Source organism: Paracoccus stylophorae (assembly GCF_028553765.1).
Lineage (GTDB): Bacteria > Pseudomonadota > Alphaproteobacteria > Rhodobacterales > Rhodobacteraceae > Paracoccus > Paracoccus stylophorae.
Window position 1 is genome coordinate 1,163,425 of the sequence record NZ_CP067134.1, and the last position, 23,025, is coordinate 1,186,449.

General features: G+C 66.3%; 25 protein-coding genes and 1 pseudogene. 17 read left to right on the forward strand and 9 right to left on the reverse strand.

The annotated features are described in order from the left end of the window. Positions 1-16: 16 nt before the first annotated feature. Positions 17-517: an Lrp/AsnC family transcriptional regulator gene (locus tag JHW45_RS05720; RefSeq protein WP_272859970.1), complete on the reverse strand. Its 501-nt coding sequence runs from the start codon at positions 515-517 to the stop codon at positions 17-19. Positions 518-666: 149 nt separating this feature from the next. Between JHW45_RS05720 and trxB the strand changes: the two genes are divergently transcribed. After that, the gene (gene trxB, locus JHW45_RS05725) at positions 667-1,665 is read left to right on the forward strand and encodes a thioredoxin-disulfide reductase (protein WP_272859971.1); all 999 of its coding nucleotides are present in this window, start codon (positions 667-669) and stop codon (positions 1,663-1,665) included. Between the two features lie 201 nt (positions 1,666-1,866). Continuing rightward, positions 1,867-3,576 (forward strand): bifunctional sulfate adenylyltransferase/adenylylsulfate kinase, encoded by a 1,710-nt coding sequence (locus JHW45_RS05730; protein WP_272859972.1) that lies wholly within the window; start codon positions 1,867-1,869, stop codon positions 3,574-3,576. Positions 3,577-3,703: 127 nt separating this feature from the next. On the opposite strand, the gene JHW45_RS05735 is transcribed toward JHW45_RS05730, so the two are convergent. Further along, a complete protein-coding gene (locus JHW45_RS05735; protein ID WP_272859973.1) occupies positions 3,704-3,931 on the reverse strand; it encodes a DUF1150 family protein in 228 nt (75 codons plus the stop codon). A 10-nt stretch (positions 3,932-3,941) separates the two neighbouring features. Then, positions 3,942-4,352, reverse strand: coding sequence for an Hsp20 family protein (locus tag JHW45_RS05740; protein WP_272859974.1), 411 nt, complete (start codon positions 4,350-4,352; stop codon positions 3,942-3,944). Between the two features lie 232 nt (positions 4,353-4,584). Between JHW45_RS05740 and JHW45_RS05745 the strand changes: the two genes are divergently transcribed. From JHW45_RS05745 to JHW45_RS05755, 3 genes are read left to right on the forward strand one after another with little or no spacing between them, the layout of a single operon-like run. Then, positions 4,585-4,803, forward strand: coding sequence for a YdcH family protein (locus JHW45_RS05745; RefSeq protein WP_272859975.1), 219 nt, complete (start codon positions 4,585-4,587; stop codon positions 4,801-4,803). A 59-nt stretch (positions 4,804-4,862) separates the two neighbouring features. Then, positions 4,863-5,348, forward strand: coding sequence for a 5-(carboxyamino)imidazole ribonucleotide mutase (gene purE / locus JHW45_RS05750; RefSeq protein ID WP_272859976.1), 486 nt, complete (start codon positions 4,863-4,865; stop codon positions 5,346-5,348). Beyond that, positions 5,341-6,378 carry a 5-(carboxyamino)imidazole ribonucleotide synthase gene (locus JHW45_RS05755; protein ID WP_272859977.1) on the forward strand — a complete coding sequence of 346 codons (1,038 nt, stop codon included), beginning with the start codon at positions 5,341-5,343 and terminating at the stop codon, positions 6,376-6,378. The genes purE and JHW45_RS05755 overlap by 8 nt, the downstream gene beginning before the upstream one ends. A 107-nt stretch (positions 6,379-6,485) precedes the next feature. Here JHW45_RS05755 and purF read toward each other — a convergent pair whose 3' ends face one another. The 4 genes from purF to JHW45_RS05775 all read right to left on the reverse strand — a co-directional run bounded on the left by purF (position 6,486) and on the right by JHW45_RS05775 (position 10,698). After that, on the reverse strand, positions 6,486-7,976 hold the full coding sequence (gene purF, locus JHW45_RS05760; RefSeq protein WP_272859978.1) for an amidophosphoribosyltransferase: 1,491 nt from the start codon (positions 7,974-7,976) through the stop codon (positions 6,486-6,488). Between the two features lie 166 nt (positions 7,977-8,142). After that, complete coding sequence (locus JHW45_RS05765; protein ID WP_272859979.1) at positions 8,143-8,742, reverse strand: CvpA family protein; 600 nt, start codon at positions 8,740-8,742, stop codon at positions 8,143-8,145. 42 nt (positions 8,743-8,784) lie between these two features. Then, on the reverse strand, positions 8,785-10,149 hold the full coding sequence (gene radA / locus JHW45_RS05770; RefSeq protein ID WP_272859980.1) for a DNA repair protein RadA: 1,365 nt from the start codon (positions 10,147-10,149) through the stop codon (positions 8,785-8,787). 69 nt (positions 10,150-10,218) lie between these two features. Continuing rightward, positions 10,219-10,698: an Lrp/AsnC family transcriptional regulator gene (locus tag JHW45_RS05775; RefSeq protein WP_272859981.1), complete on the reverse strand. Its 480-nt coding sequence runs from the start codon at positions 10,696-10,698 to the stop codon at positions 10,219-10,221. Between the two features lie 246 nt (positions 10,699-10,944). Between JHW45_RS05775 and JHW45_RS05780 the strand changes: the two are divergent. The 9 genes and pseudogenes from JHW45_RS05780 to doeB all read left to right on the forward strand — a co-directional run. Then, positions 10,945-11,937: pseudogene (locus JHW45_RS05780) on the forward strand (TRAP transporter substrate-binding protein); the annotation flags it as partial. Positions 11,938-12,229: 292 nt separating this feature from the next. Beyond that, complete coding sequence (locus JHW45_RS05785) at positions 12,230-12,880, forward strand: TRAP transporter small permease (RefSeq protein WP_272859982.1); 651 nt, start codon at positions 12,230-12,232, stop codon at positions 12,878-12,880. Between the two features lie 6 nt (positions 12,881-12,886). After that, entirely contained in the window at positions 12,887-14,173 is a 1,287-nt protein-coding gene (locus JHW45_RS05790) for a TRAP transporter large permease (RefSeq protein ID WP_272860557.1), read from the forward strand. A gap of 9 nt (positions 14,174-14,182) precedes the next feature. Continuing rightward, positions 14,183-14,626, forward strand: a complete 444-nt coding sequence (locus JHW45_RS05795; protein ID WP_272859983.1) for a universal stress protein — start codon at positions 14,183-14,185, stop codon at positions 14,624-14,626. A gap of 18 nt (positions 14,627-14,644) precedes the next feature. Further along, a complete protein-coding gene (locus tag JHW45_RS05800; RefSeq protein WP_272859984.1) occupies positions 14,645-15,349 on the forward strand; it encodes a maleate cis-trans isomerase family protein in 705 nt (234 codons plus the stop codon). Beyond that, positions 15,343-16,299 (forward strand): hydroxyectoine utilization dehydratase EutB, encoded by a 957-nt coding sequence (gene eutB / locus JHW45_RS05805; protein WP_272859985.1) that lies wholly within the window; start codon positions 15,343-15,345, stop codon positions 16,297-16,299. Before JHW45_RS05800 ends, eutB begins: the two co-directional genes overlap by 7 nt. After that, on the forward strand, positions 16,296-17,264 hold the full coding sequence (locus tag JHW45_RS05810) for a cyclodeaminase (protein WP_272859986.1): 969 nt from the start codon (positions 16,296-16,298) through the stop codon (positions 17,262-17,264). Before eutB ends, JHW45_RS05810 begins: the two co-directional genes overlap by 4 nt. After that, a complete protein-coding gene (gene doeA, locus JHW45_RS05815) occupies positions 17,265-18,461 on the forward strand; it encodes an ectoine hydrolase DoeA (protein ID WP_272859987.1) in 1,197 nt (398 codons plus the stop codon). Further along, positions 18,458-19,447 (forward strand): N(2)-acetyl-L-2,4-diaminobutanoate deacetylase DoeB, encoded by a 990-nt coding sequence (gene doeB / locus JHW45_RS05820; protein ID WP_272859988.1) that lies wholly within the window; start codon positions 18,458-18,460, stop codon positions 19,445-19,447. Before doeA ends, doeB begins: the two co-directional genes overlap by 4 nt. A 43-nt stretch (positions 19,448-19,490) precedes the next feature. On the opposite strand, the gene JHW45_RS05825 is transcribed toward doeB, so the two are convergent. Next, a complete protein-coding gene (locus tag JHW45_RS05825) occupies positions 19,491-19,997 on the reverse strand; it encodes a hypothetical protein (protein WP_272859989.1) in 507 nt (168 codons plus the stop codon). Between the two features lie 116 nt (positions 19,998-20,113). Between JHW45_RS05825 and JHW45_RS05830 the strand changes: the two genes are divergently transcribed. Next, positions 20,114-20,524: a SufE family protein gene (locus JHW45_RS05830; RefSeq protein WP_272859990.1), complete on the forward strand. Its 411-nt coding sequence runs from the start codon at positions 20,114-20,116 to the stop codon at positions 20,522-20,524. Here the strand turns inward: JHW45_RS05830 and mnmA are convergent. Further along, positions 20,496-21,662 carry a tRNA 2-thiouridine(34) synthase MnmA gene (gene mnmA / locus JHW45_RS05835; RefSeq protein WP_419181856.1) on the reverse strand — a complete coding sequence of 389 codons (1,167 nt, stop codon included), beginning with the start codon at positions 21,660-21,662 and terminating at the stop codon, positions 20,496-20,498. The two genes, JHW45_RS05830 and mnmA, sit on opposite strands and share 29 nt — an antisense overlap. Positions 21,663-21,819: 157 nt before the next feature. Between mnmA and sciP the strand changes: the two genes are divergently transcribed. Both sciP and ctrA read left to right on the forward strand, forming a co-directional pair. After that, on the forward strand, positions 21,820-22,128 hold the full coding sequence (gene sciP / locus JHW45_RS05840) for a CtrA inhibitor SciP (protein WP_272859992.1): 309 nt from the start codon (positions 21,820-21,822) through the stop codon (positions 22,126-22,128). A 67-nt stretch (positions 22,129-22,195) separates the two neighbouring features. Further along, positions 22,196-22,906 (forward strand): response regulator transcription factor CtrA, encoded by a 711-nt coding sequence (ctrA, locus tag JHW45_RS05845; RefSeq protein ID WP_272859993.1) that lies wholly within the window; start codon positions 22,196-22,198, stop codon positions 22,904-22,906. The last annotated feature ends 119 nt before the right edge of the window (positions 22,907-23,025 follow it).

Here is a 23,025-nt window from a genome sequence, read left to right on the forward strand (position 1 = left end):
AGATTTACCTCGGAATCTACCCCGCCACCCTGATCCGCTCCTCCACAACCTCGAACGGCACCGCGGGTTCGTCCTTGGCGGCGCGGATCACCAGCGAGGTCTTGACGCTGGCGACGTTGGGGGCGGCGGTCAGGCTGTCGGTCAGGAAGCGCTGGAAGGTGGACAGATCGGGCGAGACGCATTTCAGGATGAAGTCGATCTCGCCGTTCAGCATGTGACATTCGCGGACCAGCGGCCAGGCGCGGACGCGATCCTCGAACGCCGACAGGTCGCGTTCGGATTGCGAGGCGAGGCGGACCATCGCGAAGACCTGCACCTCGAAGCACAGGGCGCGGGCGTCGATATCGGCGTGGTAGCCGCGGATATAGCCAAGTTCCTCCAGCGCGCGGACGCGGCGCAGGCAGGGCGGGGCCGAGATGCCGACCCGGCGCGCAAGTTCGACATTGGTCATCCGGCCATCCGCCTGAAGCTCGGCCAGGATCTTGCGGTCGATGTCGTCCAGTTTTGCGCCAGCCATGCTGCTCTTTCTTGTCGTCGGGTTGCGGCGTTGCCGGAAACTACAATGCGGGTCCGGGGGGCGCAACATTCTTTCGGCGGACCGCCGATACGTTGCACAAGCCGCGCCAAAAGATTACCTGAGGCGGCGAACCGCAGATGGGGCAGGATATGACCGACCGCACGCATGTGAAACTTCTGATCGTCGGGTCCGGGCCGGCGGGATACACCGCCGCCGTCTATGGCGCGCGCGCCATGCTGGAGCCGATGCTGATCCAGGGGATGCAGCCGGGCGGGCAGCTGACCATCACCACCGAGGTCGAGAACTGGCCGGGCGATATCGAGATCCAGGGTCCCGAGCTGATGGTGAAGATGGAGGCGCATGCCAAGGCCATGGGTGCCGAGATCGTGACCGACATTGTGACCCGGCTGGATCTGGGCCAGCGGCCTTTCGTGGCGGAATGCGACAGCGGGCGGCGGGTGACGGCGGATGCGGTGATTCTGGCGACCGGCGCGCAGGCGCGCTGGCTGGGTCTGCCGAGCGAGGAGAAGTTCAAGGGATTCGGCGTCAGCGCCTGCGCCACCTGCGACGGCTTCTTCTATCGCGGCCGCGAGGTTCTGGTGATCGGCGGCGGCAACACGGCGGTCGAGGAGGCGTTGTTCCTGACCCGGTTCGCCAGCAAGGTGACGCTGGTCCATCGCCGCGACAGCCTGCGGGCCGAGAAGATCCTGCAACAGCGGCTGTTCCGCAATCCCAAGGTCGAGATCGTGTGGGATCACGAACTGGCCGAGGTGAAGGGTGCCGACGATCCGATGGGCGTCAGCGGCGCGGTGCTGCGTTCGACCAAGGACGGCGCCTTGCGCGAGGTTCGGGCGGACGGCGTGTTCGTGGCCATCGGCCATGCGCCCTCCAGCGAACTGGTCCGCGATCAGCTTGAAATCCACGAGGGCGGCTATGTGAAGGTCGAGGCGGGGTCCACGCGCACCTCGGTTCCCGGAGTGTTCGCGGCGGGCGATCTGACCGACCGTATCTATCGCCAGGCGGTGACCAGCGCCGGGATGGGCTGCATGGCCGCGCTGGACGCCGAACACTGGCTGGCCGAGCAGGACGAGGCCGGGCCGCCGGACCCGTCGGCCGCCGAACTGCCCGAGGAGACGGCGGCGCAGTAGGCGTTATGGTCTGCGGACCTGCGGCGCGCCGCCGATGGTGGCGGCATTCCTGCCGCAGCGCGCGGAATCGGCGCGTGGCGGGGCCGGGTGCGGTTGAATGTCCGGGACGCCGGGTCTATGGGCGTCGGCGGGGCGCGCGCCCCGGTCTGCGGGCCGGGGGCGGGCCGTGACATTTCCCGTTCAACCGCCGAGCATTTTCCGATGACATATCCGAACCAGACGCCGATCCCCGAACTTTACGTCTCTGACGAGGCTGCGGCATCGCTGAAGCACGAGGCGGGCAGCATGCCGAGCTGGGATCTGACCCAACGCCAGCTTTGCGATCTTGAGCTGCTGATGAATGGCGGGTTCAACCCGCTGAAGGGTTTCCTGACCGAGGCGGATTACAACGGCGTCGTCAACGACATGCGGCTGGAATCGGGCGCGCTGTGGCCGATCCCGGTGAACCTGGATGTCAGCGAGGCGTTCGCCGCCGGGGTCGAGCCGGGCACCGACATCGCGCTGCGCGATCAGGAGGGCGTGATCCTGGCGATCATGTCGGTGACCGACAAATGGTCGCCCGACAAGGCGCACGAGGCCGAACAGGTGTTCGGGGCCGACGATCTGGCCCATCCGTCGGTCAATTACCTGCACAACGTCGCCGGTCCCATCTATCTGGGCGGGCCGATCAAGGGGTTGCAGGCGCCGACGCATTACGATTTCCGCGCCCGCCGCAACAGCCCGAACGAGTTGCGCGCGCAGTTCCGCAAGCTGGGCTGGCAGCGCGTGGTGGTGTTCCAGACCCGCAACCCGCTGCATCGCGCGCATCAGGAACTGACCTTCCGCGCCGCGCGCGAGGCGCAGGCGAACCTGATGATCCACCCGGTCGTGGGCATGACCAAGCCGGGCGATGTGGATCACTTCACCCGCGTGCGCTGTTACGAGGCGGTGCTGGACAAGTACCCCTCGGCCACGACGACGCTGTCGCTGCTGAACCTGGCGATGCGGATGGGCGGGCCGCGCGAGGCGGTCTGGCACGGGCTGATCCGCAAGAACCACGGCGCCACGCATTTCATCGTCGGCCGCGACCATGCCGGGCCGGGCAAGAACAGCGCCGGCGAGGATTTCTATGGCCCCTACGAGGCGCAGGACCTGTTCCGCAAATACCAGGACGAGATCGGCGTTGAGATGGTCGATTTCAAGCACATGGTCTATGTCCAGGAACGCGCGCAATACGAGCCCGCCGACGAGATCGAAGAGGGCGTGACGGTGCTGAACATCAGCGGCACCGAGCTGCGCCGCCGCCTGCGCGAGGGGCTGGAGATCCCGGAATGGTTCAGCTTTCCCGAGGTGGTCCAGCAATTGCGCCGCACCTCGCCCCCGCGCGCGCAGCAGGGGTTCACGGTGTTCTTCACCGGCCTGTCGGGCAGCGGCAAATCCACCATCGCCAACGCGTTGATGGTCAAGCTGATGGAGATGGGCGGACGCCCCGTCACGCTGCTGGACGGGGACGTGGTGCGCAAGCATCTGTCGTCGGAGCTGGGGTTCAGCAAGGAACACCGCGACATCAACATCAAGCGCATCGGCTATGTCGCGTCCGAGATCACCAAGAACGGCGGCATCGCGATCTGCGCGCCGATCGCCCCCTATACGGCCACCCGGCGCGCGGTGCGCGAGATGATCGAGCAATACGGCGCCTTCGTCGAGGTGCATGTCGCCACCTCGCTGGAGGAATGCGAACGGCGCGACCGCAAGGGCCTGTACAAGCTGGCGCGCGAGGGCAAGATCAAGGAGTTCACCGGCATCTCGGACCCCTATGAAGAGCCGAAACAGCCCGAACTGCGCGTCGATACGCAGGATGTCGAGGTGGACAACTGCGCCCACCGCGTGCTGCTGACGCTGGAAAACATGGGGCTGATCGGCATGAATTGACCGGACATGGCGGCATCCCCGCCCGCGTGTGGGGCAGGGATGTCGTCGGGGCGGTCGTGTCAGGAAATGCCGGCATCGGTGGGTGCCGGCGCGCCCCGATCCCGTCGGGCGCGCCGGGCCGTCGGCGTCAGTGGACGCTGACCGGCGTCAGTTCGTTCTGCCGCGCCAGCACGAAGGCCAGCGACCGGTCGCGCACAAGCGCCAGACGTTCTCCGTCCGCGTCGTGGACCGCGTACATCGCCTCCATCTCGGGGATCTGTTCGCGGATTTCGTGGGGCAGCGTGCTGGTCGCGACGCGCCGGATATAGACGAGATTGGTGGTATCGGTATCGCCGAAATCGAATTTGGTATCCATGGTGATCCCCTTACTTGCGGCTGATCGGAATGGTCTGGACGACCTGTTGCGGTGCCACCCGCTTCAGATCCACATGCAGCAGGCCGTCTTCCAGCTGCGCGGCGGTCACCTCGACGCCCTCGGCCAGCACGAAACTGCGCTGAAAGGCGCGCGCGGCGATGCCGCGATGCAGAAAGACCCGGTCTTCGCCCGCCTCGGCCAGGCGGCCGCGTATGACAAGCTGGCGATCCTCGGTCGTGACGGACAGATCGTCCAGGGCGAAACCCGCCACGGCCAGCGTGATGCGAAACCCGTCGGGCGCGACATGTTCGATATTGCAGGGGGGATATCCTTCGGCGCCCTTCGCGGCGCGTTCGGCCATCCGCTCCAACCGGTCAAAGCCCAGCATGAAGGGATGCGCCCCCGGTGAAATCCTGTTCATCTTCAGCCCTTTGCGTTCAAGCGACTGCGTTTTGCGCGGGCCCCGTTCCGGCAACCCGTCACAGGGGAATATGTGAACCCGGACCCCGCTGTGCAAGTGCCGCGCCCCCGATCGGTGCGGCGGTGATGCAGGCGCAAGGAACGGCCCGCCCCCCACACGACGCTGTTAACAGGGGCGGAACAACCGGCTATAAGCAGGAACGGACCGATCCGCGTCCGGCAGGGCCAGCCAGATGAACATGCACCACGAAATGTCCCACGAGGAAATCGTCCGCGCCCGACTGGCGGCGCTGCGTTGCGAACATCGCGACCTGGACGAGGCGATCACGGCGCTGTCCGCGCAGCAGCTGACATCCTCGCTGACGCTGCAACGGCTGAAAAAGCAGAAGCTGGTGCTGAAGGACCGCATCGCCCGGCTGGAGGACGAACTGACCCCCGACATCATCGCCTGATTGCGGGCCGGGTCCGGTCGCGCTATGGCCTGAAGCCACGCGAGACAAGAGGATGCCGCATGGACAAGCCGGTCGGAATCATCATGGGCAGCCAGTCGGACTGGTCCACCATGCGCGAGGCGGCGCAGATTCTGGACGAGCTGGGCGTGGGCCACGAGGCACGGATCGTCAGCGCCCATCGCACCCCGGACCGGTTGTGGGAATACGGCCGCGACGCCGCCGCGCGCGGGCTGAAGGTGATCATCGCCGGGGCGGGCGGGGCGGCGCATCTGCCGGGGATGATGGCGTCCAAGACGCGGCTGCCGGTGATCGGCGTGCCGGTGCAGAGCCGCGCCCTGTCGGGCCTCGATTCGCTGTATTCCATCGTGCAGATGCCGCGCGGATACCCGGTCGCCACCATGGCCATCGGCGCGGCGGGCGCGGCCAATGCCGGGCTGATGGCCGCGGGCATCCTGGCGCTGTCGGACCCGGATCTGGCTGAACGGCTGGAGAGGTGGCGCGCGGCGCTGTCGGCCTCGATCCCCGAGACGCCGTCCGATGACTGAGATCGGCTGCATCGGAATCCTGGGCGGCGGCCAGCTGGGGCGGATGCTGTCGGTCGCGGCCAGCCGTCTGGGGCTGCGCTGCCACATCTATGAGCCGGGCGACGCCCCGGCGGGCGACGTGGCACACCGGCTGACGACCGCATCCTACGAGGATCGCGACGCGCTGACGCGGTTTGCCGAATCGGTGGACGTCATCACCTACGAGTTCGAGAACGTGCCGACCTCGGCGCTGGACCTGCTGGAATCGCTGCGCCCGATCCGGCCGAACCGGCGCGCGCTGGCCGTGTCGCAGGACCGGCTGACCGAAAAGACCTTCCTGAACGGGATCGGGCTGGCGACGGCGCCCTTCGTCGATGTGCCGGCGCAGGACGATCTGGCCGCGGCCATCGCGCAGATGGGCACGCCCGCGATCCTGAAGACGCGGCGGATGGGTTATGACGGCAAGGGCCAGATCCGGATCGAGGATGCGGGGCAGACCGGCTGGACCGGCGCGCCGTCGGTTCTGGAAGGGTTCGTGGATTTCTCGGCCGAGATCAGCGTGATCGTCGCGCGCGGCGCGGACGGGCAGGTGGCCGCGTTCGATCCGGGGCTGAACGTGCATCGCGGCGGCATCCTGCGCACGACGACCGTGCCCTGCGGCCTGCCGGCGCGGGTGGCGACCGATGCGGTGCTGATCGCCGGGCGGATCGTCAATGCGCTGGACTACGTGGGCGTCATGGGGGTCGAGCTGTTCGTGACCGAAACCGGGCTGATCGTGAACGAGATCGCGCCGCGCGTGCATAATTCCGGCCACTGGACGCAGGCGGGCTGCGCCGTCGATCAGTTCGAACAGCATATCCGCGCGGTGGCGGGGCTGCCCCTGGCCGATGGCCGGCGGCATGCCGATGTGGTGATGGAGAACCTGATCGGACACGACATGGACCGGGTGCCGGAATTGCTGGCGACGCCGCGCACGCAGCTGCATCTTTACGGCAAGGCCGACATCCGCGAGGGCCGCAAGATGGGGCATGTGAACCGGATCACCGGTTAGGCCGCCGTTCGTCTTCGCCCTCTTTCCAAATGCAGTGAGAAGGGTTTTTGGGGCAGGGGGTCCGGGGGGACGCAAAATCCCCCGGCGGTCGCGGGACGCAAACCCCCTTATTCGGCGGCGGTTGAGACGGCGGTTTCCGATCCGGGCCGCATCCGGAAACCGCGTTCGACCTGATCGAAGGGCGAGACCGGATAATCGCCGGAAAAACAGGCGTCGCAATATTGCGGGCACCCGGCGTTGCGTCCGCCGGCCTCGCCCACGGCGCGATACAGCCCGTCCAGCGACACGAAGGACAGCGAATCGACGCCGATCCAGTCGCGCATCTCCTCGGGCGTCATCTGCGCGGCCAGCAGCTTGTCGCGTTCGGGCGTGTCCACGCCATAGAAACAGGGCCAGGCGGTGGGGGGGCTGGCGATGCGGAAATGCACCTCGGCCGCGCCCGCGTCGATGATCATGTCCTTGATCTTGCGGCTGGTGGTGCCGCGGACCACGGAATCGTCGACCAGCACCACCCGCTTGCCCGCCACCAGCGAGCGGTTGACGTTCAGCTTCAGCCTGACGCCCATGTTGCGGATCTGTTCGGTGGGCTCGATGAAGGTGCGGCCCATATATTGGTTGCGGATGATCCCCATGCCATAGGGGATGCCGGATTCCTGCGCGTATCCGATGGCGGCGGGCGTGCCCGAATCGGGGACTGGGCAGACCAGGTCGGCCTCGATCGGTGCCTCGCGGGCCAGTTCGACGCCGATCTGGCGGCGGGTTTCATAGACCGACCGGCCGCCGATGATCGAATCGGGGCGCGAGAAATAGACGTGTTCGAAGATGCAGAACCGGCCGGTCGAGGGGCCGAAGGGGCGCGACGACTGCACCTTGCTGCCCGAGATCACGACCATCTCGCCCGGTTCGATCTCGCGCACGAAATCGGCGCCGATGATGTCCAGCGCGCAGGTCTCGGACGCCAGCGCAAAGCTGTCATCGCCCAGCTTACCCAGCACCAGCGGGCGCACGCCCAACGGATCGCGCACGCCGATCAGCTTGGTGCGGGTCATGGCGATGACGCTGAACGCGCCCTCGACCCGGCGCAGCGCGTCCTTCATCCGTTCGGGAATGTTGCGCTGGATCGAGCGGGCCATCAGATGGATGATGCATTCGCTATCCGACGACGACTGGAAGATGCTGCCGCGTTCGGTCAGCTCGCGCCGCAGGGCGGCGGCGTTGGTGATGTTGCCGTTATGGGCGATGGCGCAGCCGCCCATCGAGAATTCGCCGAAAAACGGCTGCACGTCGCGAATCGCGGTGTTGGCCTTGGTGCCGGTGGTGGAATAGCGCACATGCCCGATGGCCAGCGGGCCGGGCAGGGTGGCCATCACGTCGGCCTTGGTGAAATTGTCGCGCACATAGCCGAAGCGGTGGGCGCTGTTGAAGCCGTGTTCGGGGTCGTGGGTGACGATCCCGCCCGCCTCCTGTCCGCGATGTTGCAGGGCGTGCAGGCCAAGCGCCACGAAGCTTGCGGCGTCGGCCATGCCGATGGCGCCGAAGATTCCGCACTCCTCGTGCAGGCGGTCGGAATCGAACGGATCGGCCAGAAATGGTTGCATCACGGCATCCTGAATGGCGTTGGGCGGTCGGGGGCTATGTAGGGCCAAGGGAACACAAAGTCACGCCCCCGCGCAATCGCCCCGGTGGAATCGGGTCACGAACGCGTCACGTCACTTGGCGGCCGGGGCGGCCGGGGCGGCAGGACCGCGGGGCGGGGGGCGCGCCTCAGTCCGCGGCCGGGGGCGGGGTCTGGTCGGGGGCGACGGTTTCGGTCACGGTGCAGCCGCGCACCATCTGCTCATAGCGGCTGACGATCCAGCCCGGCGCGTCGTCGGGGATCTGTTCGTCCATCTGCCCGCGCATCCGTTCGAACACCTGCGCCGAGCGCGAATTCTCGACCATGGCGACCTGCTGGCTGGTCATCACGCGGTCATAGACGATGAAGGCGATGGCAACCAGCAGGATGCCGCGCGCCACGCCGAACAGGAAGCCGATGCCCTGGTCGATCCCGCCAAGGGCCGAACGCTGCACGACCGAGGAAAACAGCGGCGTGATGATCGAGAACACGACCAGCGCCAGCGCGAACACCACCGCGAACCCGGCGATGGTGGCCAGTTCGCAACTGTCGCCCAGAAACCGGTCCAGCACCGGCAGCTGCGCGATCATCGGGCGCACGGTGGCGGCGAACAGGAAGGCCAGGATGGCGGCGGCGATCCAGCCCAGAATCGCCAGCGATTCGCGCACGAAGCCGCGCGACCAGGCCAGGATGGCCGAAAGGATGATGACGGCGGCCACCACCGCGTCGATGATCGTGAAACCGTCCATAAGTCCTGCCCCTGCGCCTTGTTTCGTTTCGTTTCGGGCGGTTCAGCCGGCGCCGAAGATTTCGCCCACAAAGCCTGTCAGATCGGGGATGCGCCGCGTGCCCATTCCGCCTGCGCCCTCGACCTTCTGGCCGTCGGGCAAAATCGCCTGTGAAAAACCAAGTTTCTGCGCCTCTTTCAACCTGTTTTCGGCCTGCGCGACGGGACGCAGCGCGCCCGACAGGCTGATTTCGCCGAAAAGCACCGCGTCGGCGGGCAGGGCGCTGTCCTCGCGCGCCGACAGCAGCGCACCGGCGATGGCCAGATCGGCGGCCGGTTCGCTGACGCGCATGCCGCCGGCGACGTTCAGGAACACGTCCAGCCCGGTGAAGGGGATGCCGCAGCGCGCCTCCAGCACGGCCAGGATGGTGCTGACCCGGCCGCTGTCCAGCCCGACCACGGTGCGGCGCGGTGAGGCCAGGGTCGAGGGCGCGACCAGCGCCTGCACCTCGGTCAGGACCGGCCTTGTGCCCTCGATCCCCGCGAATACCGCGCTGCCGGGGCTGGGCTGGCCGCGTTCGGACAGAAACAGCGCCGAGGGATTGGCGACCTCGGCCAGTCCCGTGCCGGTCATCTCGAACACGCCGATCTCGTCGGCGGGACCGAAGCGGTTCTTGACGCTGCGCAGGATGCGGAACTGGTGGCCGCGCTCGCCCTCGAAATACAGAACGGTATCGACCATGTGTTCGACCACGCGGGGGCCGGCGATCTGGCCGTCCTTGGTCACGTGGCCAACCAGGATCACGGCGACGCCGCGGCGCTTGGCAAAGGTCACAAGCTCGTGCGCGGCGGCGCGGACCTGGGCCACGCTGCCGGGCGCGGCATCGACCGTGTCGGACCACAGCGTCTGGACGGAATCGATGATCGCCAGATCGGGGCGTTCGGTGTCCAGCGTGGTCAGGATGTCGCGCAGATTGGTTTCCGCGCCCAGCCGCACCGGCGCGTCGGCCAGTCCCAGACGCTGCGCCCGCATGCGGACCTGGGCGCTGGCCTCTTCCCCGCTGAGATAGACGGCGTCGCGCCCGCGCCGCGCGAAGGCCGCGGCCCCCTGCAACAACAGCGTGGATTTGCCGATGCCCGGATCGCCGCCGACCAGCACCGCCGAGCCGGGGACCAGCCCGCCGCCCAGCACCCGGTCCAGTTCCTCCATCCCCGACTGGCTGCGGGGCGGGGGCGGTTCGTCCGTGGCAAGGCCGGTCAGGGTCACGCTGCGGCCCTTGGCGGCGCCAAGGCCGCGCCCCGGACCCTGCGACAGCGGCGCCTCCTCGACGACGGTGTTCCAGGCGCCGCAGGCATCGCAGCGCCCGGCCCATTTCTTGTGGGCGGCGCCGCAGGCGGTGCAGGTGAAGGCAGAGACGGGTTTGGCCATGCCACATCTTGTGGCATCTGGGCGCGTGCGCCGCAATATGCGTAATCGCCGCCCGCCCGCCTTGCGCCGTCAGACGGCCAGCAGCGCCATCGCCGGCGGCAGGTCCTTGACCGGCTTGGTCACGATATAGCTGAAATAGCGGCGCACCCCGGCGCGGCTTTCCAGCAGCCCGTCCATCAGCGACTGGAACGCCGCGATGTCGGGGGCGACGACCTGCATCAGATAGTCATAGCCGCCGCCGATTCCCCAGCAGCCGGTGATCTCGTCCATCCGGGCGACGGTGCGTTCGAAGATCTGGAAGCTTTCGGTGCGGTGGCTGTCCAGCTCGACCGTCACGAAGACGCTGACATGCGGCCCCAGCCCGGTCAGGTCGATATCGGCGCGATAGCCGCGGATCAGCCCGGCCTGTTCCAGCCGCTTCATCCGTTCCCAGCACGGCGTCGGCGAAAGGTTCACCCGCGCCGCCAGATCGGTTTTCGAAATGCGCCCCTCGCGCGACAGGATCGCGAGGATGGCAATGTCCCGGTCATCGAGGCGCAAGGGGTTCATGGTCCGCTTGTTTCCGCCGCGCCCGGAATTGTCAATCTGGACAAGCGGCTGCGGGTTGGCGAATGCCGGGGGCAAGCGCGTTTGACTTGGACCGGCAGAATTGCCATGGTCTGATTTATGGATTGACTTGCGACCCGGTTCTTCCGGACTGTGCGAGTCGAACGGACCGGGCAAAACGACCCGGGTTCCGAAACCCCGAAGGATGCGGGCGCGTTGCGTCACGATGTCCCATAATCAGGAGGTAACATGACCTACAAGACGCTGACCGCCGCCAGCCTGTCCGCCCTTATCCTGGGCACGGGCGGAGCAATGGCCGACACGTGGCGCTATGCCTTTGAAGAGGCGATGGACGAGGTTCAGGGCGTCTTCGCCCAGAAGTTCAAGGAAGAGGTCGAGGCCAATTCCGATCACGAGATTCAGCTGTTCCCGTTCGGCACGCTTGGCGAATCCGCCGACACGATGGAACAGGCGCAATCGGGCATCCTGCAATTCGTGGACCAGTCGCCCGGCTTTACCGGCGCGCTGATCCCCGAGGCGCAGATCTTTTTCGTGCCCTATCTGCTGCCGCAGAACGAAGAGGCGTTGCAGAACTTCTTCCGCAACTCGAAAGCCATTCACGAACTGTTCCCGCCGCTTTACGCCGAACAGGGTCTGGAACTGCTGACCATGTTTCCCGAGGGCGAGGTCTGCATGACCACGCAGGAGCCGGTTCATTCGCCCGAAGACCTGGAAGAGGTGAAGTTCCGGGTGATGACCAACCCGCTGCTGGTCGAATCCTACAAGGCATTCGGCGCGACGCCGACGCCGCTGCCCTGGGGCGAAGTTTACGGCGCGATGCAGACCGGCATCATCCAGGGTCAGGAAAATCCGCGCTTCTTCCTGAACTCGACCAAGATGTATGAGGTGACGGATGTCATCACCTGCATCGGCCACAACAATTTCACCACTGCGGTGATGGCCAACAAGGATTTCTATGACGGCCTGTCCGATGAGGACAAGGAGGTCGTGAACAACGCCATCGACGCGGCCTTCGAATACATCCTCGATTACCAGGCCGAGCTGGATGCCGAAAGCTTCGACAAGATCAAGGAAGCCAAGCCCGACATGGAAATCAACATCCTGCCCGAGGAAGAGCGCAAGGCGTTCATGGAGACGGCCGACAGCGTCGAGCAGAAATTCCTTGAGATCGGCGGGCCGAACGCGCAGGAAATCCTGGACCAGATGAAGCAGGACCTGGCCGACGCCAGCGAGGCCGCATCGGGCGGTGCCGAGTCGGGCGAGGCTGCAACGGACGAGGCTGCAACGGACGGGGCTGCGACGGACGACGCCGCGACGGACGACGCTGCGACCGATGAAGCTGCGACGGACGACGCCGCATCGGATGAGGCTGCCGAGGGCGCCGAGGCCGAGCCGGCCGAGGAACAGCCGGCGGGGAACTGATCGGGTTCCGCGTTGAAGACCGGTGCCGGGGTGACGCGCGCATCCCGGCATCTTCTGCCAGTTTCCCTTTTACATCGCGAGGCAATGCGGCATGACGCTTGACGACAAGCACGCCCCCACGCCCGATCCCGATGTCATTGCCGCCGCCGAAGCCACGGCGCTTGACGACGATATCGACGATTCCAAATACGTATCCGGCCTTCCCGGCATCCTGGGTGTCATCGACGTCGCCATCGCCCGGATCGAGGCGGTGCTGCTGGCCGTGGGCGTGCTGCTGATGGCGGTCAACACGATGGCCAATGTGATCGGGCGGTTCGTGATCGGCGAAAGCCTGTTCTTTTCCGAGGAACTGAACCGCGCCCTGATCATCCTGATCACCTTCGCGGGCATCTCTTATGCCGCGCGGCATGGCCGGCATATCCGCATGTCGGCCTTTTTCGACGCGATGCCGTTCCGGATGCGCAAGACGATGATGGTCGTCATCTCGGTCGTGACCTCGCTGGCGATGCTGCTGCTGGCCTGGTATTCGATGGATTACGTGCTGACGCAGGCGTCGCGCGGGCGGTTGCTGCCGGCGCTGCAGGTTCCGCAATGGTGGATCATCGTCTGGGCGCCGTTGGGGTTCTTTCTGACCGGGCTGCAATACGGGCTGACCGCGATCAAGAACATGCTGGACAAGGACATCTGGCTGTCGACCAGCACGCTGGAAGGTTACGACGACAGCGTGGAAGAGGAGGTCTGAGCCATGATGACCTGGCTGATTTTCGGCTCGATGATCGTTCTTCTGCTGCTTGGCTTTCCGATGATGATCCCGCTGATCGCCGGATCGCTGATCGGGTTCGTAGGGCTGTTCGGCGGTTTCGGCCAGCTGGACACGATGATCCAGCAGATCCTGGGCGGCATCCGCCCCGCCAGCCTGATCGCGGTGCCGATGTTCATCTTTGCCGCCGACATCATGACGCGCGGGCAGTCGGCCACGCGGCTGATCGACCTGGTGATGGCCTTCGTGGGCCATTTCAAGGGCGGTCTGGCCATCGCCACGGCCGGCGCCTGCACCATGTTCGGCGCGGTGTCGGGCTCGACGCAGGCAACCGTGGTGGCCGTCGGCGGGCCGCTGCGTCCGCGGATGCTGAAGGCGGGCTATAACGACAGCTTCATCCTGGCGCTGATCGTCAATTCCTCCGACATCGCCTTTCTGATCCCGCCCTCGATCGGGATGATCATCTATGGCGTGGTGTCGGGCACCTCGATTTCGGAACTGTTCATCGCCGGCATCGGCCCGGGTCTGCTGATCCTGGTGATGTTCTCGATCTACAGCTATATCTATGCGTCGCGAAACGGCGTGCCGACGCTGGAAAAGGCCAGCTGGGGCGAACGGTGGCAGGCGTTGCTGCGCGCGCTGTGGCCGCTGGGCTTTCCGGCCATCATCATCGGCGGCATCTATGGCGGCGTGTTTTCACCGACCGAGGCGGCGGCGGCCTGCGTGATGTATGCGCTGTTTCTGGAAATGATCGTCTTTCGCGAGATGGGGATGAAACAGCTTTACGCGACGGCGAAATCCACCGGGCTGATCACCGCGGTGGTGTTCATCCTGGTGGGCGCGGGCGCGGCCTTCAGCTATGTCATCAGTTTCGCGCAGATCCCGCAGCATATCCTGGGCGCCATCGGCATCGACCAGATGGGCCAGTACGGGGTTCTGTTCACGATTTCCATCGCGTTCTTCGTCGGCTGCATGTTCGTCGATCCGATCGTCGTCATCCTGATCTTCGTGCCGATCTTCGCGCCGGTGGTGCAGTCGGTCGGGCTGGACCCGGTTCTGGTCGGCACGATCATCACCTTGCAGGTCGCCATCGGCAGCGCCACACCGCCCTTCGGCTGCGACATCTTCACCGCCATCGCGGTCTTCAAGCGGCCCTATGTCGAGGTGGTGCGGGGCACGCCGCCCTTCATCGTCATGCTGCTGCTGGTTGCGGTGCTGCTGATCTTCTTCCCGCAGATCGCCCTGTTCCTGCGCGATCTGGCGTTCAACAAGTAAGAGAGTGCGATGTTCGAAAGGATTCTTGTCCCCTATGACGGGTCCACCGGGGCCGAGCGTGCGCTGTGGAAGGCCATCGACCTGGCCAAGCTGTGCGGATCGCATCTGATCGTGCTGACCGTCTATCGTCATCATTCGATGCTGGAGGCGTCGCTGTCGATGGTGCGCGGGACGCTGGACCCCGGCGGCAACCTGGACGAGACGATGCGCCAGACCGCGCGCGACGCGGCCGATTACGCCAAAAGCCAGGCCATCGACGCGGGCGTCGAAAAGGTCAGCGCGTTCATCAAGGCGGGACAGCCGGCGCGCTGCATCGTGACCATGGCGCGCGACAAGGAATGCGACCTGATCGTGATCGGCTCGCGCGGGTTGGGATCGACCGAAGGCTATCTTCTGGGGTCGGTCAGCCACAAGGTGACGGGGCTTTCCGACCGCCCGGTCATGGTCGTCTAGGGAAAGGCGGCACCCTGCATGTGGCGCGACAATCTAAGCCGTTTCGGGCTGATCGCCCTTGCCACCGACATGACCATCGAGGGGGATGCGCTGCGGCTGCTGCCCGACGGCTGCCGGCTGCACGTCACCCGGATCGCGTTCGACAATCCGACCACGGCCGAGAATCTGAAACGCACCGGCCCGCATCTGCGCGCGGCCTCGGACCTGCTGGTGCCGGGGGTCGAGTTGAAGGGGATCGGGTTCGGCTGCACCTCGGCCTCGGCGGTGCTGGGCGATGAGGTACAGACGGCCATCGGCGACCGCGCGCCGATCAGCACCCCCGTCGCCGCCGCGCTGCGCGGGTTCCGGGCGCTGAAGGTGGACCGGATCGCGCTGATGACGCCCTATCTGCGCGCGACCACCGATCTGGTCGGCGATCATTTCGAGGCCAACGGTCTGGGCGTCGTGTCGCGCATGTCGATGGAATATGCCGACGACCGCGACATGGCGCTGCTGCCGGGCGATGCGATCGTGGATTTCGCCCGCCAGTCCGATCACCCGGATGCGCAGGCGCTGTTCCTGTCCTGCACCGCGCTGCCCGCCGTCGCGGTGATCGACCGGATCGAGCAGGCGTTGGGCAAGCCGGTGGTCAGTTCCAACCTGGCGCTGTTCTGGTCGATGCTGGATCTGGCGCAGATCCCGGCGTCGGGGCCGGGCAGGCTGTTTCAGGTGCGGACATGGTGACGTTGCAGGATGTGTCCGCCGCCGCCGAACGCATCGGCGACATGATCCGCGTGACGCCGTGCCGGAGTTCGGCCAGCCTGTCGCGGCTGGCGGGCGGGCAGGTCTGGCTGAAATGCGAGCATCTTCAGGAAACCGGCGCGTTCAAGCTGCGGGGCGCGGCGAATGCGGCGGCGCGGTTGGGCGACGTGGCGGGGGTCACGACCGCCTCGACCGGCAATCACGGCCGGGCGCTGGCGCATGCGGCGCGACAGCTTGGCCTGCCGGCGGTGATCTGCGTGTCGCGGCTGGTGCCGCGCAACAAGCTGGATGCGATTAAGGCGTTGGGCGCCGAGGCGCGGGTGATCGGCGCCAGCCAGGACGAGGCGTTCGAGGAGGCAAGGCGGCTGAAACGGGACGAGGGGTTTGCCCTGATCCCGCCCTTCGACCACCCGGACGTGATCGCGGGGCAGGGGACATTGGGGCTTGAGATCATCGACCAGATCCCCGACGCTGCGACCATCGCCGTGCCGCTGTCGGGCGGCGGGCTGCTGGCGGGGGTGGCACTGGCGGTCAAGGGGCTGCGCCCCGACATCCGCATCGTCGGCATCAGCATGGAACGCGGCGCGGCGATGGCGGCCAGCCTGACGGCCGGCCACCCGGTCGCCGTGGAGGAGGTCGAGACGCTGGCCGACAGCCTGGGCGGCGGGATCGGGCTGAACAATCGGCTGACCTTCGCCATGTGCCGCGACCTGATGGACCGGATCGTCCTGCTGACCGAGGCCGAGATCGCCGCCGGCATCCGCCACCTGGCGCTTGAGGACGGCGAAACGGTCGAGGGCGCGGCGGCGGTCGGCGCAGGCGCCATCATCGCAGGCAAGCTGCGCGCCGAGGACGGGCCGCTGGTCCTGATCCTGTCGGGCGGAAATATCGACCCCGACCGCCACGCGGCCATCGTCAGGGGCGAGGCATGAGCGAGATCCGGATTCTGACCGAAGACCAGCTGCGCCAGCGCGTGACGCTGGACGCGGCCGCCATCGCGGTGATCGAGGATGCGTTCGCCACGCTGGCGCAGGGTCATGTGGTGATGCCCGACATCATGTCGATGCAGATGCCCGACGTGAACGGCGAACTGGACGTCAAGACCGCCTATGTGCCCGGTCTGCCGGGCTTTGCCGTCAAGCTGTCGCCGGGGTTTTTCGACAACCCGTCGCGCGGCCTGCCCTCGACCTCGGGGCTGATGGTGGTTCTGTCCAGCCAAACCGGCCGGGTGCAGGCGCTGCTGCTGGACAACGGCTATCTGACCGATCTGCGCACCGCCGCGGCCGGGGCCGTGGCCGCCCGGCACCTGTCGCGTTCCGATGCCAGCCGGGCGGCGATTTTCGGGGCCGGCTTGCAGGCGCGGATGCAGTTGCAGGCGCTGGAACTGGTCCGACCCATCGGCGAGGCGGTGATCTGGGCGCGCGATCACGATAAGGCGCGGGCGCTGGCCCAACGGCTGTCGCGGTCCGATCTGCCGGTTCGCGCTGTCAAGGACCCGCGCGAGGCCGCCGAAAGCGCCGATATCATCGTCACCACGACGCCCGCCAAGCATCCGATCATCCGCGCCGACTGGCTGCGGCCCGGCCAGCATCTGACCGCGATGGGCAGCGATCAGCAGGAAAAGAACGAGCTGGACCCGTTCTGTCTGGACCGCGCCGATCTTTACGTGGCCGACCGGCTCAGCCAGACCCGCCGCATGGGCGAATTGCGCGCCGCGGTCGAGGCGCGGCTGTTCGGCGGCGACGCCCATTTCCCCGAGCTGGGCGACATCGTGACCGGACGCCATCCCGGCCGCACCGCCGCCGGACAGATCACCATCGCGGACCTGACCGGCACCGGCGTGCAGGATACCGCCATCGCCAACCACGCGCTTGCCGCGTTTTCACCCGAGGTCTGAATGCCAGAACTGCAACGAACGCCCGAGCGTTTCTCGACCGAAGAATACGAGGAACGCCTGCGCAAGACCCGCGCCAGCATGGCCAGGCTGGGGCTGGACCTGCTGATCGTGTCCGATCCGTCGAACATGGCCTGGCTGACCGGCTATGACGGCTGGTCCTTTTATGTCCATCAATGCGTGATCGTGGGTCCCGACGGGCCGCCGATCTGGTATGGGCGCGGGATCGATGCGCCCGGCGCGTTGCGCACGGTCTGGATGACGGACGATCACATCATCGGCTATCCCGATTACTACGTGATGTCGGTCGAGCGCCACCCCATGGACTATCTGTGGGCGACGCTGGCCGACCGGGGATGGCATCGCGGCTTCATCGGCGTCGAGATGGACAATTACTGGTATTCGGCCAAGGCCCATGAACGGCTGGTCCACGGCCTGCCCGAGGCGCAGATCCTGGACGCGACCGGGCTGGTCAACTGGCAGCGCGCGGTCAAGACCCCGAAAGAGCTGTCCTATATGCGCCGGGCCGCGCGGATCGTGGAACGGATGCATCGCCGCATCGCCGACCGGATCGAGGTGGGGATGCGCAAATGCGACCTGGTGGCCGAGATCTATGATGCCGGGCTGCGCTATGACGAGTGGTCGGGCCATGGCGGCGATTATCCGGCCATCGTGCCCATGCTGCCCTCGGGGCCGGATGCGGCGGCCGCGCATCTGACCTGGGACGATCAGCCGCTGAAGATCAACGAGGGCACGTTCTTCGAGATCGCGGGCTGTTACCAGCGTTACCACGTGCCGCTGTCGCGCACGATCTTTCTGGGCAAGCCGCCGCAAGAGATGCTGGACGCCGAAAAGGCCGTGCTGGAGGGGATGGAGGCGGGCCTGGGCGCGGCCCGCGCCGGCAATACCTGCGAGGATATCGCCAACGCCTTTTTCACCGTTCTGGACCGCTATGGCATCGTCAAGGACAACCGCACCGGCTATCCCATCGGGCTGTCCTATCCGCCCGATTGGGGCGAACGGACCATGTCGCTGCGCCGGGGCGACCGGTCGGAACTGAAACCGGGCATGACCTTCCATTTCATGACCGGGCTGTGGATGGAGGATTGGGGCTATGAGACCACGGAATCCATCGTCATCACCGAAAGAGAGCCGGAACTGCTGTGCAACATGCCGCGCCGGATGCTGGTGAAATCATGAGCAGGAACCCGATCTCATCCACCGTTCCGCTGGACGGGCAGGGCAAGCAGCACGGCTTTCTGCGCCTGCCCTATTCCCGCAACGACAGCGCGTGGGGCAATGTGATGATCCCCATCACCGTGATCGCCAACGGCACCGGCCCGACCGCCCTGCTGACCGGGGGCAATCACGGCGACGAATACGAAGGCCCGATCGCGTTGCAGACCCTGTCATGGGAGATCGATCCTGCGGACGTCACCGGGCGCATCGTCATCGTGCCCTATATGAACTATCCCGCGTTCCGCAGCGGCACCCGCGTCAGCCCCATCGACCAGGTGAACCTGAACCGCTGTTTTCCGGGGCGGCCGGACGGGACGGTGACGCAGAAGATCGCGAATTATTTCCACGACGTGCTGGTGCCGATGGCGGATCTGGTGCTGGATTACCATTCCGGCGGCAAGACGCTGGATTTCCTGCCCTATGCCGCCGCCCATTATCAGGACGACCCGGACAAGGAGGCCGCCTGCGTCGCCGCCGTCAAGGCGTTCGGCGCGCCCTATACGATGATGATGCGCGAAATCGACAATGTCGGCATGTTCGACACCGCCGTCGAATCGCAGGGCAAGATCTTTGTCACGACCGAACTGGGCGGCGGCGGCACGGCCACCGCGCGTTCGGCCAAGATCGCGATCCGCGGCGCGCGCAACGTGCTGCGCCATGCCGGCATCCTGGCCGGAGAGATCGAGGTCGAGGGCGAAAGCCCGGTGCTGGACATGCCCGACGACGATTGTTTCCACTTTGCCACCCGCGACGGGTTGATGCATCCGCTGGTCGATCTGGGCGATCAGGTGCGCGCGGGCCAGCCCATCGCGTGGATCTGGCCGCCCGACCGCACCGGCGTCGATCCGGTCGAGGTGCTGGCAAATCGCGACGGCATCCTGGCCGCGCGGCATTTCCCCGGACTTGTCCAGACCGGCGACTGCCTTGCCGTTCTGGCGGTCAGATAGGCGGCGCGGAGCGCGCGGGGGCGGGCCTGCGTCAGGTCCGACCTTAGCGCCGCAATGTCACCACGTTCGAGGCGCTTGCGATTTCGACGGCGGTGATCCGGGCCAGCTGAATGCTCGACAGGGCCATGGCGGCGGTGATCAGGTCCGTCTCCGGACGGGCCGGCATCCGCGCCGCCGGGCTGTCGGGCAGGGGCGGCACACCGACCATGCGCAGGCGCAGCACGCCATCGGGGTCGGGCAGGATGCGCCCGCCCGGCGAAGGCCGCGTCGTGACCAGCTCGACCAGGCTGTAGCCCTTGGTCGGCGCCATTGCGGTGACGACCAGCAGCCGCCCCTCGCCCAAAGGCTGCCATGCGGCGCCGGTGATCTGCGGGATGGCCGGGCGGGCGTCGGCGACGCTGTCGTAACCCTCATCCGGCTCCAGCGTGGGGCGGGGCGCGTTGCCGCCGCCGAACCAGCCGAAAGGGTTCAATCCGCTGTCGCTGAACCGGCCGCCGCAGCCCGAAAGCAGCAGGGCCGAGATCAGCAGGGGTGCGGTCAGTCTGATCATGTCACCATCCCAAGGTCTTTGCCCGATTGTTAGGGGAAAGCGGGGCGCGGTGAAAGCCTCTTTGACCTTGCGCTTGCATCGCGCTAACCCGAACGCGCAGCCGACAGGAGTCCGCCATGGCCAGCGCCGCCTTCGAAGACATCGCCGAGACGTTCGAGTTCCTGGACGACTGGGAAGACCGATACCGCCACGTCATCGAACTGGGCAAGGCCATGCCGCCGATGGAACCCGCCTTGCAGGTGCCCGCCACCAAGGTCGAGGGGTGCGCCAGCCAGGTCTGGATCATGCCCCGGATCGAGGAGGGGCGGTTCGATTTTCAGGGCGACAGCGATGCGATGATCGTGCGCGGCCTGATCGCCATCCTGCATGCGCTGTATTCCGGGTTGCCGGTCAAAGAGGTCACCGCCGTCGATGCCCCGGCGGAACTGGCGCGGCTTGGGCTGGACGATCACCTGTCCGCGCAGCGGTCGAACGGGCTGCGCGCGATGGTCGAACGGATCAGGCTGCTGGCCGCCGACGCAGCGTGATCCAGCCGCCGCCCAGCACCCGCGTGCTGTCGGGCGCATAGAACACGCAGGCCTGTCCGGGGCTGACGCCTTCCTCGGGGTCCAGCAACTCGACCTCGGCGCGGGTCGCGCCGATGGGCCGCAGGATCGCGGGCCGGGGCGGACGGGTGGACCGGATCCGCACCATGCAGGAAATTTCGCCGGCAAATGCCTGATCGCCCAGCCAGTTCACCTCGCTGACCGGGACGATGGTCGTGGCCAGCGCGGATTTCGGGCCGACGACAACACGCCGCGTCTGCGGCTCAAGCCGCACGACGTAAAGCGGATCGCCCAGCCCGCCGATGCCAAGACCGCGCCGCTGCCCGATCGTATAGTGGATGACGCCACGGTGACGGCCCAGGACGGTGCCGTCCATATCCACGATCTCGCCCGGATCGGCCGCGCCGGGACGCAGCTTTTCGATGACGGCGGCGTAATCGCCGTTGGGAACGAAGCAGATGTCCTGGCTGTCGGGCTTGTCGGCCACCGACAGACCGTATTCGGCGGCCAGCGCGCGGGTTTCGGCCTTGTCCGCCAGATGACCCAACGGAAAGCGCAGGAAATCCAGCTGTTCCTGCGTGGTCGAGAACAGGAAATAGCTTTGATCGCGGGCGGGGTCGGCGGCCATGTGCAATTCGGCCCGCAGGGCGCCGTCCTTGCGCCTGATATAGTGGCCCGTCGCCATGCAGTCGGCATCCAGATCGCGGGCCGTTTCCAGCAGGTCGCGGAACTTCACCCGTTCGTTGCAGCGGATGCAGGGCACGGGCGTCGCGCCGGCCAGATAGGCGTCGGCAAATTCGTCAATCACCGATTCGCGGAACTTGTTTTCGTAATCCAGCACGTAATGCGGAAAGCCCATGCGCTCGGCCACCCGGCGCGCATCGTGAATGTCCTGCCCGGCGCAGCACGCCCCCTTCTTCGCCAGTGCCGCGCCGTGATCGTAAAGTTGCAGCGTCACGCCGATGACGTCATAGCCTTCCGATTTCAGCTTGGCGGCGACGACCGAACTGTCCACGCCGCCCGACATCGCCACCACCACGCGCGTCTGCGCCGGCGGCTTGGCAAAGCCCAGGCTGTTTCGGTCGGTATCCCCCGCACCGGCGGGGGAAGAAAGCGTCATCGTGGTCATGATTTTCCGGGCCTGTCGCGAACTGTGTCGAAATATAGGCAAATGCTGCGGATTCTCAACCGCGACGGGGCGGAAAAGGGGGCGGGACCTAACCGCGGCTTAAGGGCTTTGGGCCAAGGTCGCGGGACAGGACCGAAGGACAGGTGGAATGTTCGTGAAGAAAACCAGTGCCCCCCGCATCGTGACATTGCCGAATGGCACGATTCTAAGTGTGGCCGATCTGCCGCCGGTGGCGACGCGATGGGTGGCCAGCCGCAAGGAAACCGTGGTTCTGGCGGTGGAACACGGGCTGATCACCCGCGACGACGCCCTGCGCCGCTATGGCCTGTCCGACGAGGAATTCGACGGCTGGATTGCGGCGATGAAGCGGCACGGGCGGGCGGCGCTGAAGGTGACGGGGTTGCAGAAATACCGACAACCACAGGTTGTAAATCCGACTTCTGCCGGGCATAAGTAACAGGATCTTAAACATATCGGCCGAATGTCGGCGCAGGATCTTAGACGAATCGAGGGCAAGACACGTCATGCGTATACTTCTGGTTGAAGACGATCCCAGCACGGCGCGCGCGATCGAACTGATGCTGACTGCGGCAAGCTATAACGTCTTTCGCACCGATATGGGTGAGGAAGGAATCGATCTGGCCAAGCTGTATGATTACGACCTGATCCTTCTGGATCTGGATCTTCCCGACATGCACGGGATGGAGGTGCTGCGGCATCTGCGGCTGGCCCGGATCGACACGCCGATCCTGATCCTGACCGGATCGGACGATACCGAAAGCAAGCTGCGCGGGTTCGGGTTCGGCGCCGATGACTATATGACCAAGCCCTTCAACCGGGAGGAATTGCAGGCCCGCATCCAGGCGATCATCCGCCGGTCAAAGGGGCACAGCCAGTCGCTGATCCAGACCGGCGAAATCGTCGTGAATCTGGATGCGCGCGCGGTCGAGGTTCGGGGAAAGCCGGTGAACCTGACCGGCAAGGAATACCAGATCCTTGAACTGCTGAGCCTGCGCAAGGGCACGACGCTGACGAAGGAAATGTTCCTGAACCATCTTTACGGCGGCATGGACGAACCTGAACTGAAGATCATCGACGTGTTCATCTGCAAGCTGCGCAAGAAACTGTCCGAGGCGCTTGGCGGCGAAAACCATATCGAGACGGTGTGGGGCCGCGGCTATGTCCTGCGCGATCCCGGCCCCGCCAGCGACGAACGCCTGGCCATCGGCGCCTGATCCGCGTCGACGCAGGATCGGGCCGGCGCGCGCAGGCGATGCCGGCCCTCGCGTTGCGCGCGGGCGTCAGCGTCTTGCGCACGCCGCCGGTCTGCGCGACATCTGTTCCGTTCATGTCG

What these genes read in the sequence shown, in the direction of transcription:
- JHW45_RS05720 (WP_272859970.1), bottom strand. Translation starts at nt 517, where the DNA reads ATGGCTGGCGCAAAACTGGACGACATCGACCGCAAGATCCTGGCCGAG.
- trxB (WP_272859971.1), top strand. Translation starts at nt 667, where the DNA reads ATGACCGACCGCACGCATGTGAAACTTCTGATCGTCGGGTCCGGGCCG.
- JHW45_RS05730 (WP_272859972.1), top strand. Translation starts at nt 1,867, where the DNA reads ATGACATATCCGAACCAGACGCCGATCCCCGAACTTTACGTCTCTGAC.
- JHW45_RS05735 (WP_272859973.1), bottom strand. Translation starts at nt 3,931, where the DNA reads ATGGATACCAAATTCGATTTCGGCGATACCGATACCACCAATCTCGTC.
- JHW45_RS05740 (WP_272859974.1), bottom strand. Translation starts at nt 4,352, where the DNA reads ATGAACAGGATTTCACCGGGGGCGCATCCCTTCATGCTGGGCTTTGAC.
- JHW45_RS05745 (WP_272859975.1), top strand. Translation starts at nt 4,585, where the DNA reads ATGAACATGCACCACGAAATGTCCCACGAGGAAATCGTCCGCGCCCGA.
- purE (WP_272859976.1), top strand. Translation starts at nt 4,863, where the DNA reads ATGGACAAGCCGGTCGGAATCATCATGGGCAGCCAGTCGGACTGGTCC.
- JHW45_RS05755 (WP_272859977.1), top strand. Translation starts at nt 5,341, where the DNA reads ATGACTGAGATCGGCTGCATCGGAATCCTGGGCGGCGGCCAGCTGGGG.
- purF (WP_272859978.1), bottom strand. Translation starts at nt 7,976, where the DNA reads ATGCAACCATTTCTGGCCGATCCGTTCGATTCCGACCGCCTGCACGAG.
- JHW45_RS05765 (WP_272859979.1), bottom strand. Translation starts at nt 8,742, where the DNA reads ATGGACGGTTTCACGATCATCGACGCGGTGGTGGCCGCCGTCATCATC.
- radA (WP_272859980.1), bottom strand. Translation starts at nt 10,149, where the DNA reads ATGGCCAAACCCGTCTCTGCCTTCACCTGCACCGCCTGCGGCGCCGCC.
- JHW45_RS05775 (WP_272859981.1), bottom strand. Translation starts at nt 10,698, where the DNA reads ATGAACCCCTTGCGCCTCGATGACCGGGACATTGCCATCCTCGCGATC.
- JHW45_RS05785 (WP_272859982.1), top strand. Translation starts at nt 12,230, where the DNA reads ATGACGCTTGACGACAAGCACGCCCCCACGCCCGATCCCGATGTCATT.
- JHW45_RS05790 (WP_272860557.1), top strand. Translation starts at nt 12,887, where the DNA reads ATGACCTGGCTGATTTTCGGCTCGATGATCGTTCTTCTGCTGCTTGGC.
- JHW45_RS05795 (WP_272859983.1), top strand. Translation starts at nt 14,183, where the DNA reads ATGTTCGAAAGGATTCTTGTCCCCTATGACGGGTCCACCGGGGCCGAG.
- JHW45_RS05800 (WP_272859984.1), top strand. Translation starts at nt 14,645, where the DNA reads ATGTGGCGCGACAATCTAAGCCGTTTCGGGCTGATCGCCCTTGCCACC.
- eutB (WP_272859985.1), top strand. Translation starts at nt 15,343, where the DNA reads ATGGTGACGTTGCAGGATGTGTCCGCCGCCGCCGAACGCATCGGCGAC.
- JHW45_RS05810 (WP_272859986.1), top strand. Translation starts at nt 16,296, where the DNA reads ATGAGCGAGATCCGGATTCTGACCGAAGACCAGCTGCGCCAGCGCGTG.
- doeA (WP_272859987.1), top strand. Translation starts at nt 17,265, where the DNA reads ATGCCAGAACTGCAACGAACGCCCGAGCGTTTCTCGACCGAAGAATAC.
- doeB (WP_272859988.1), top strand. Translation starts at nt 18,458, where the DNA reads ATGAGCAGGAACCCGATCTCATCCACCGTTCCGCTGGACGGGCAGGGC.
- JHW45_RS05825 (WP_272859989.1), bottom strand. Translation starts at nt 19,997, where the DNA reads ATGATCAGACTGACCGCACCCCTGCTGATCTCGGCCCTGCTGCTTTCG.
- JHW45_RS05830 (WP_272859990.1), top strand. Translation starts at nt 20,114, where the DNA reads ATGGCCAGCGCCGCCTTCGAAGACATCGCCGAGACGTTCGAGTTCCTG.
- mnmA (WP_419181856.1), bottom strand. Translation starts at nt 21,662, where the DNA reads ATGACGCTTTCTTCCCCCGCCGGTGCGGGGGATACCGACCGAAACAGC.
- sciP (WP_272859992.1), top strand. Translation starts at nt 21,820, where the DNA reads ATGTTCGTGAAGAAAACCAGTGCCCCCCGCATCGTGACATTGCCGAAT.
- ctrA (WP_272859993.1), top strand. Translation starts at nt 22,196, where the DNA reads ATGCGTATACTTCTGGTTGAAGACGATCCCAGCACGGCGCGCGCGATC.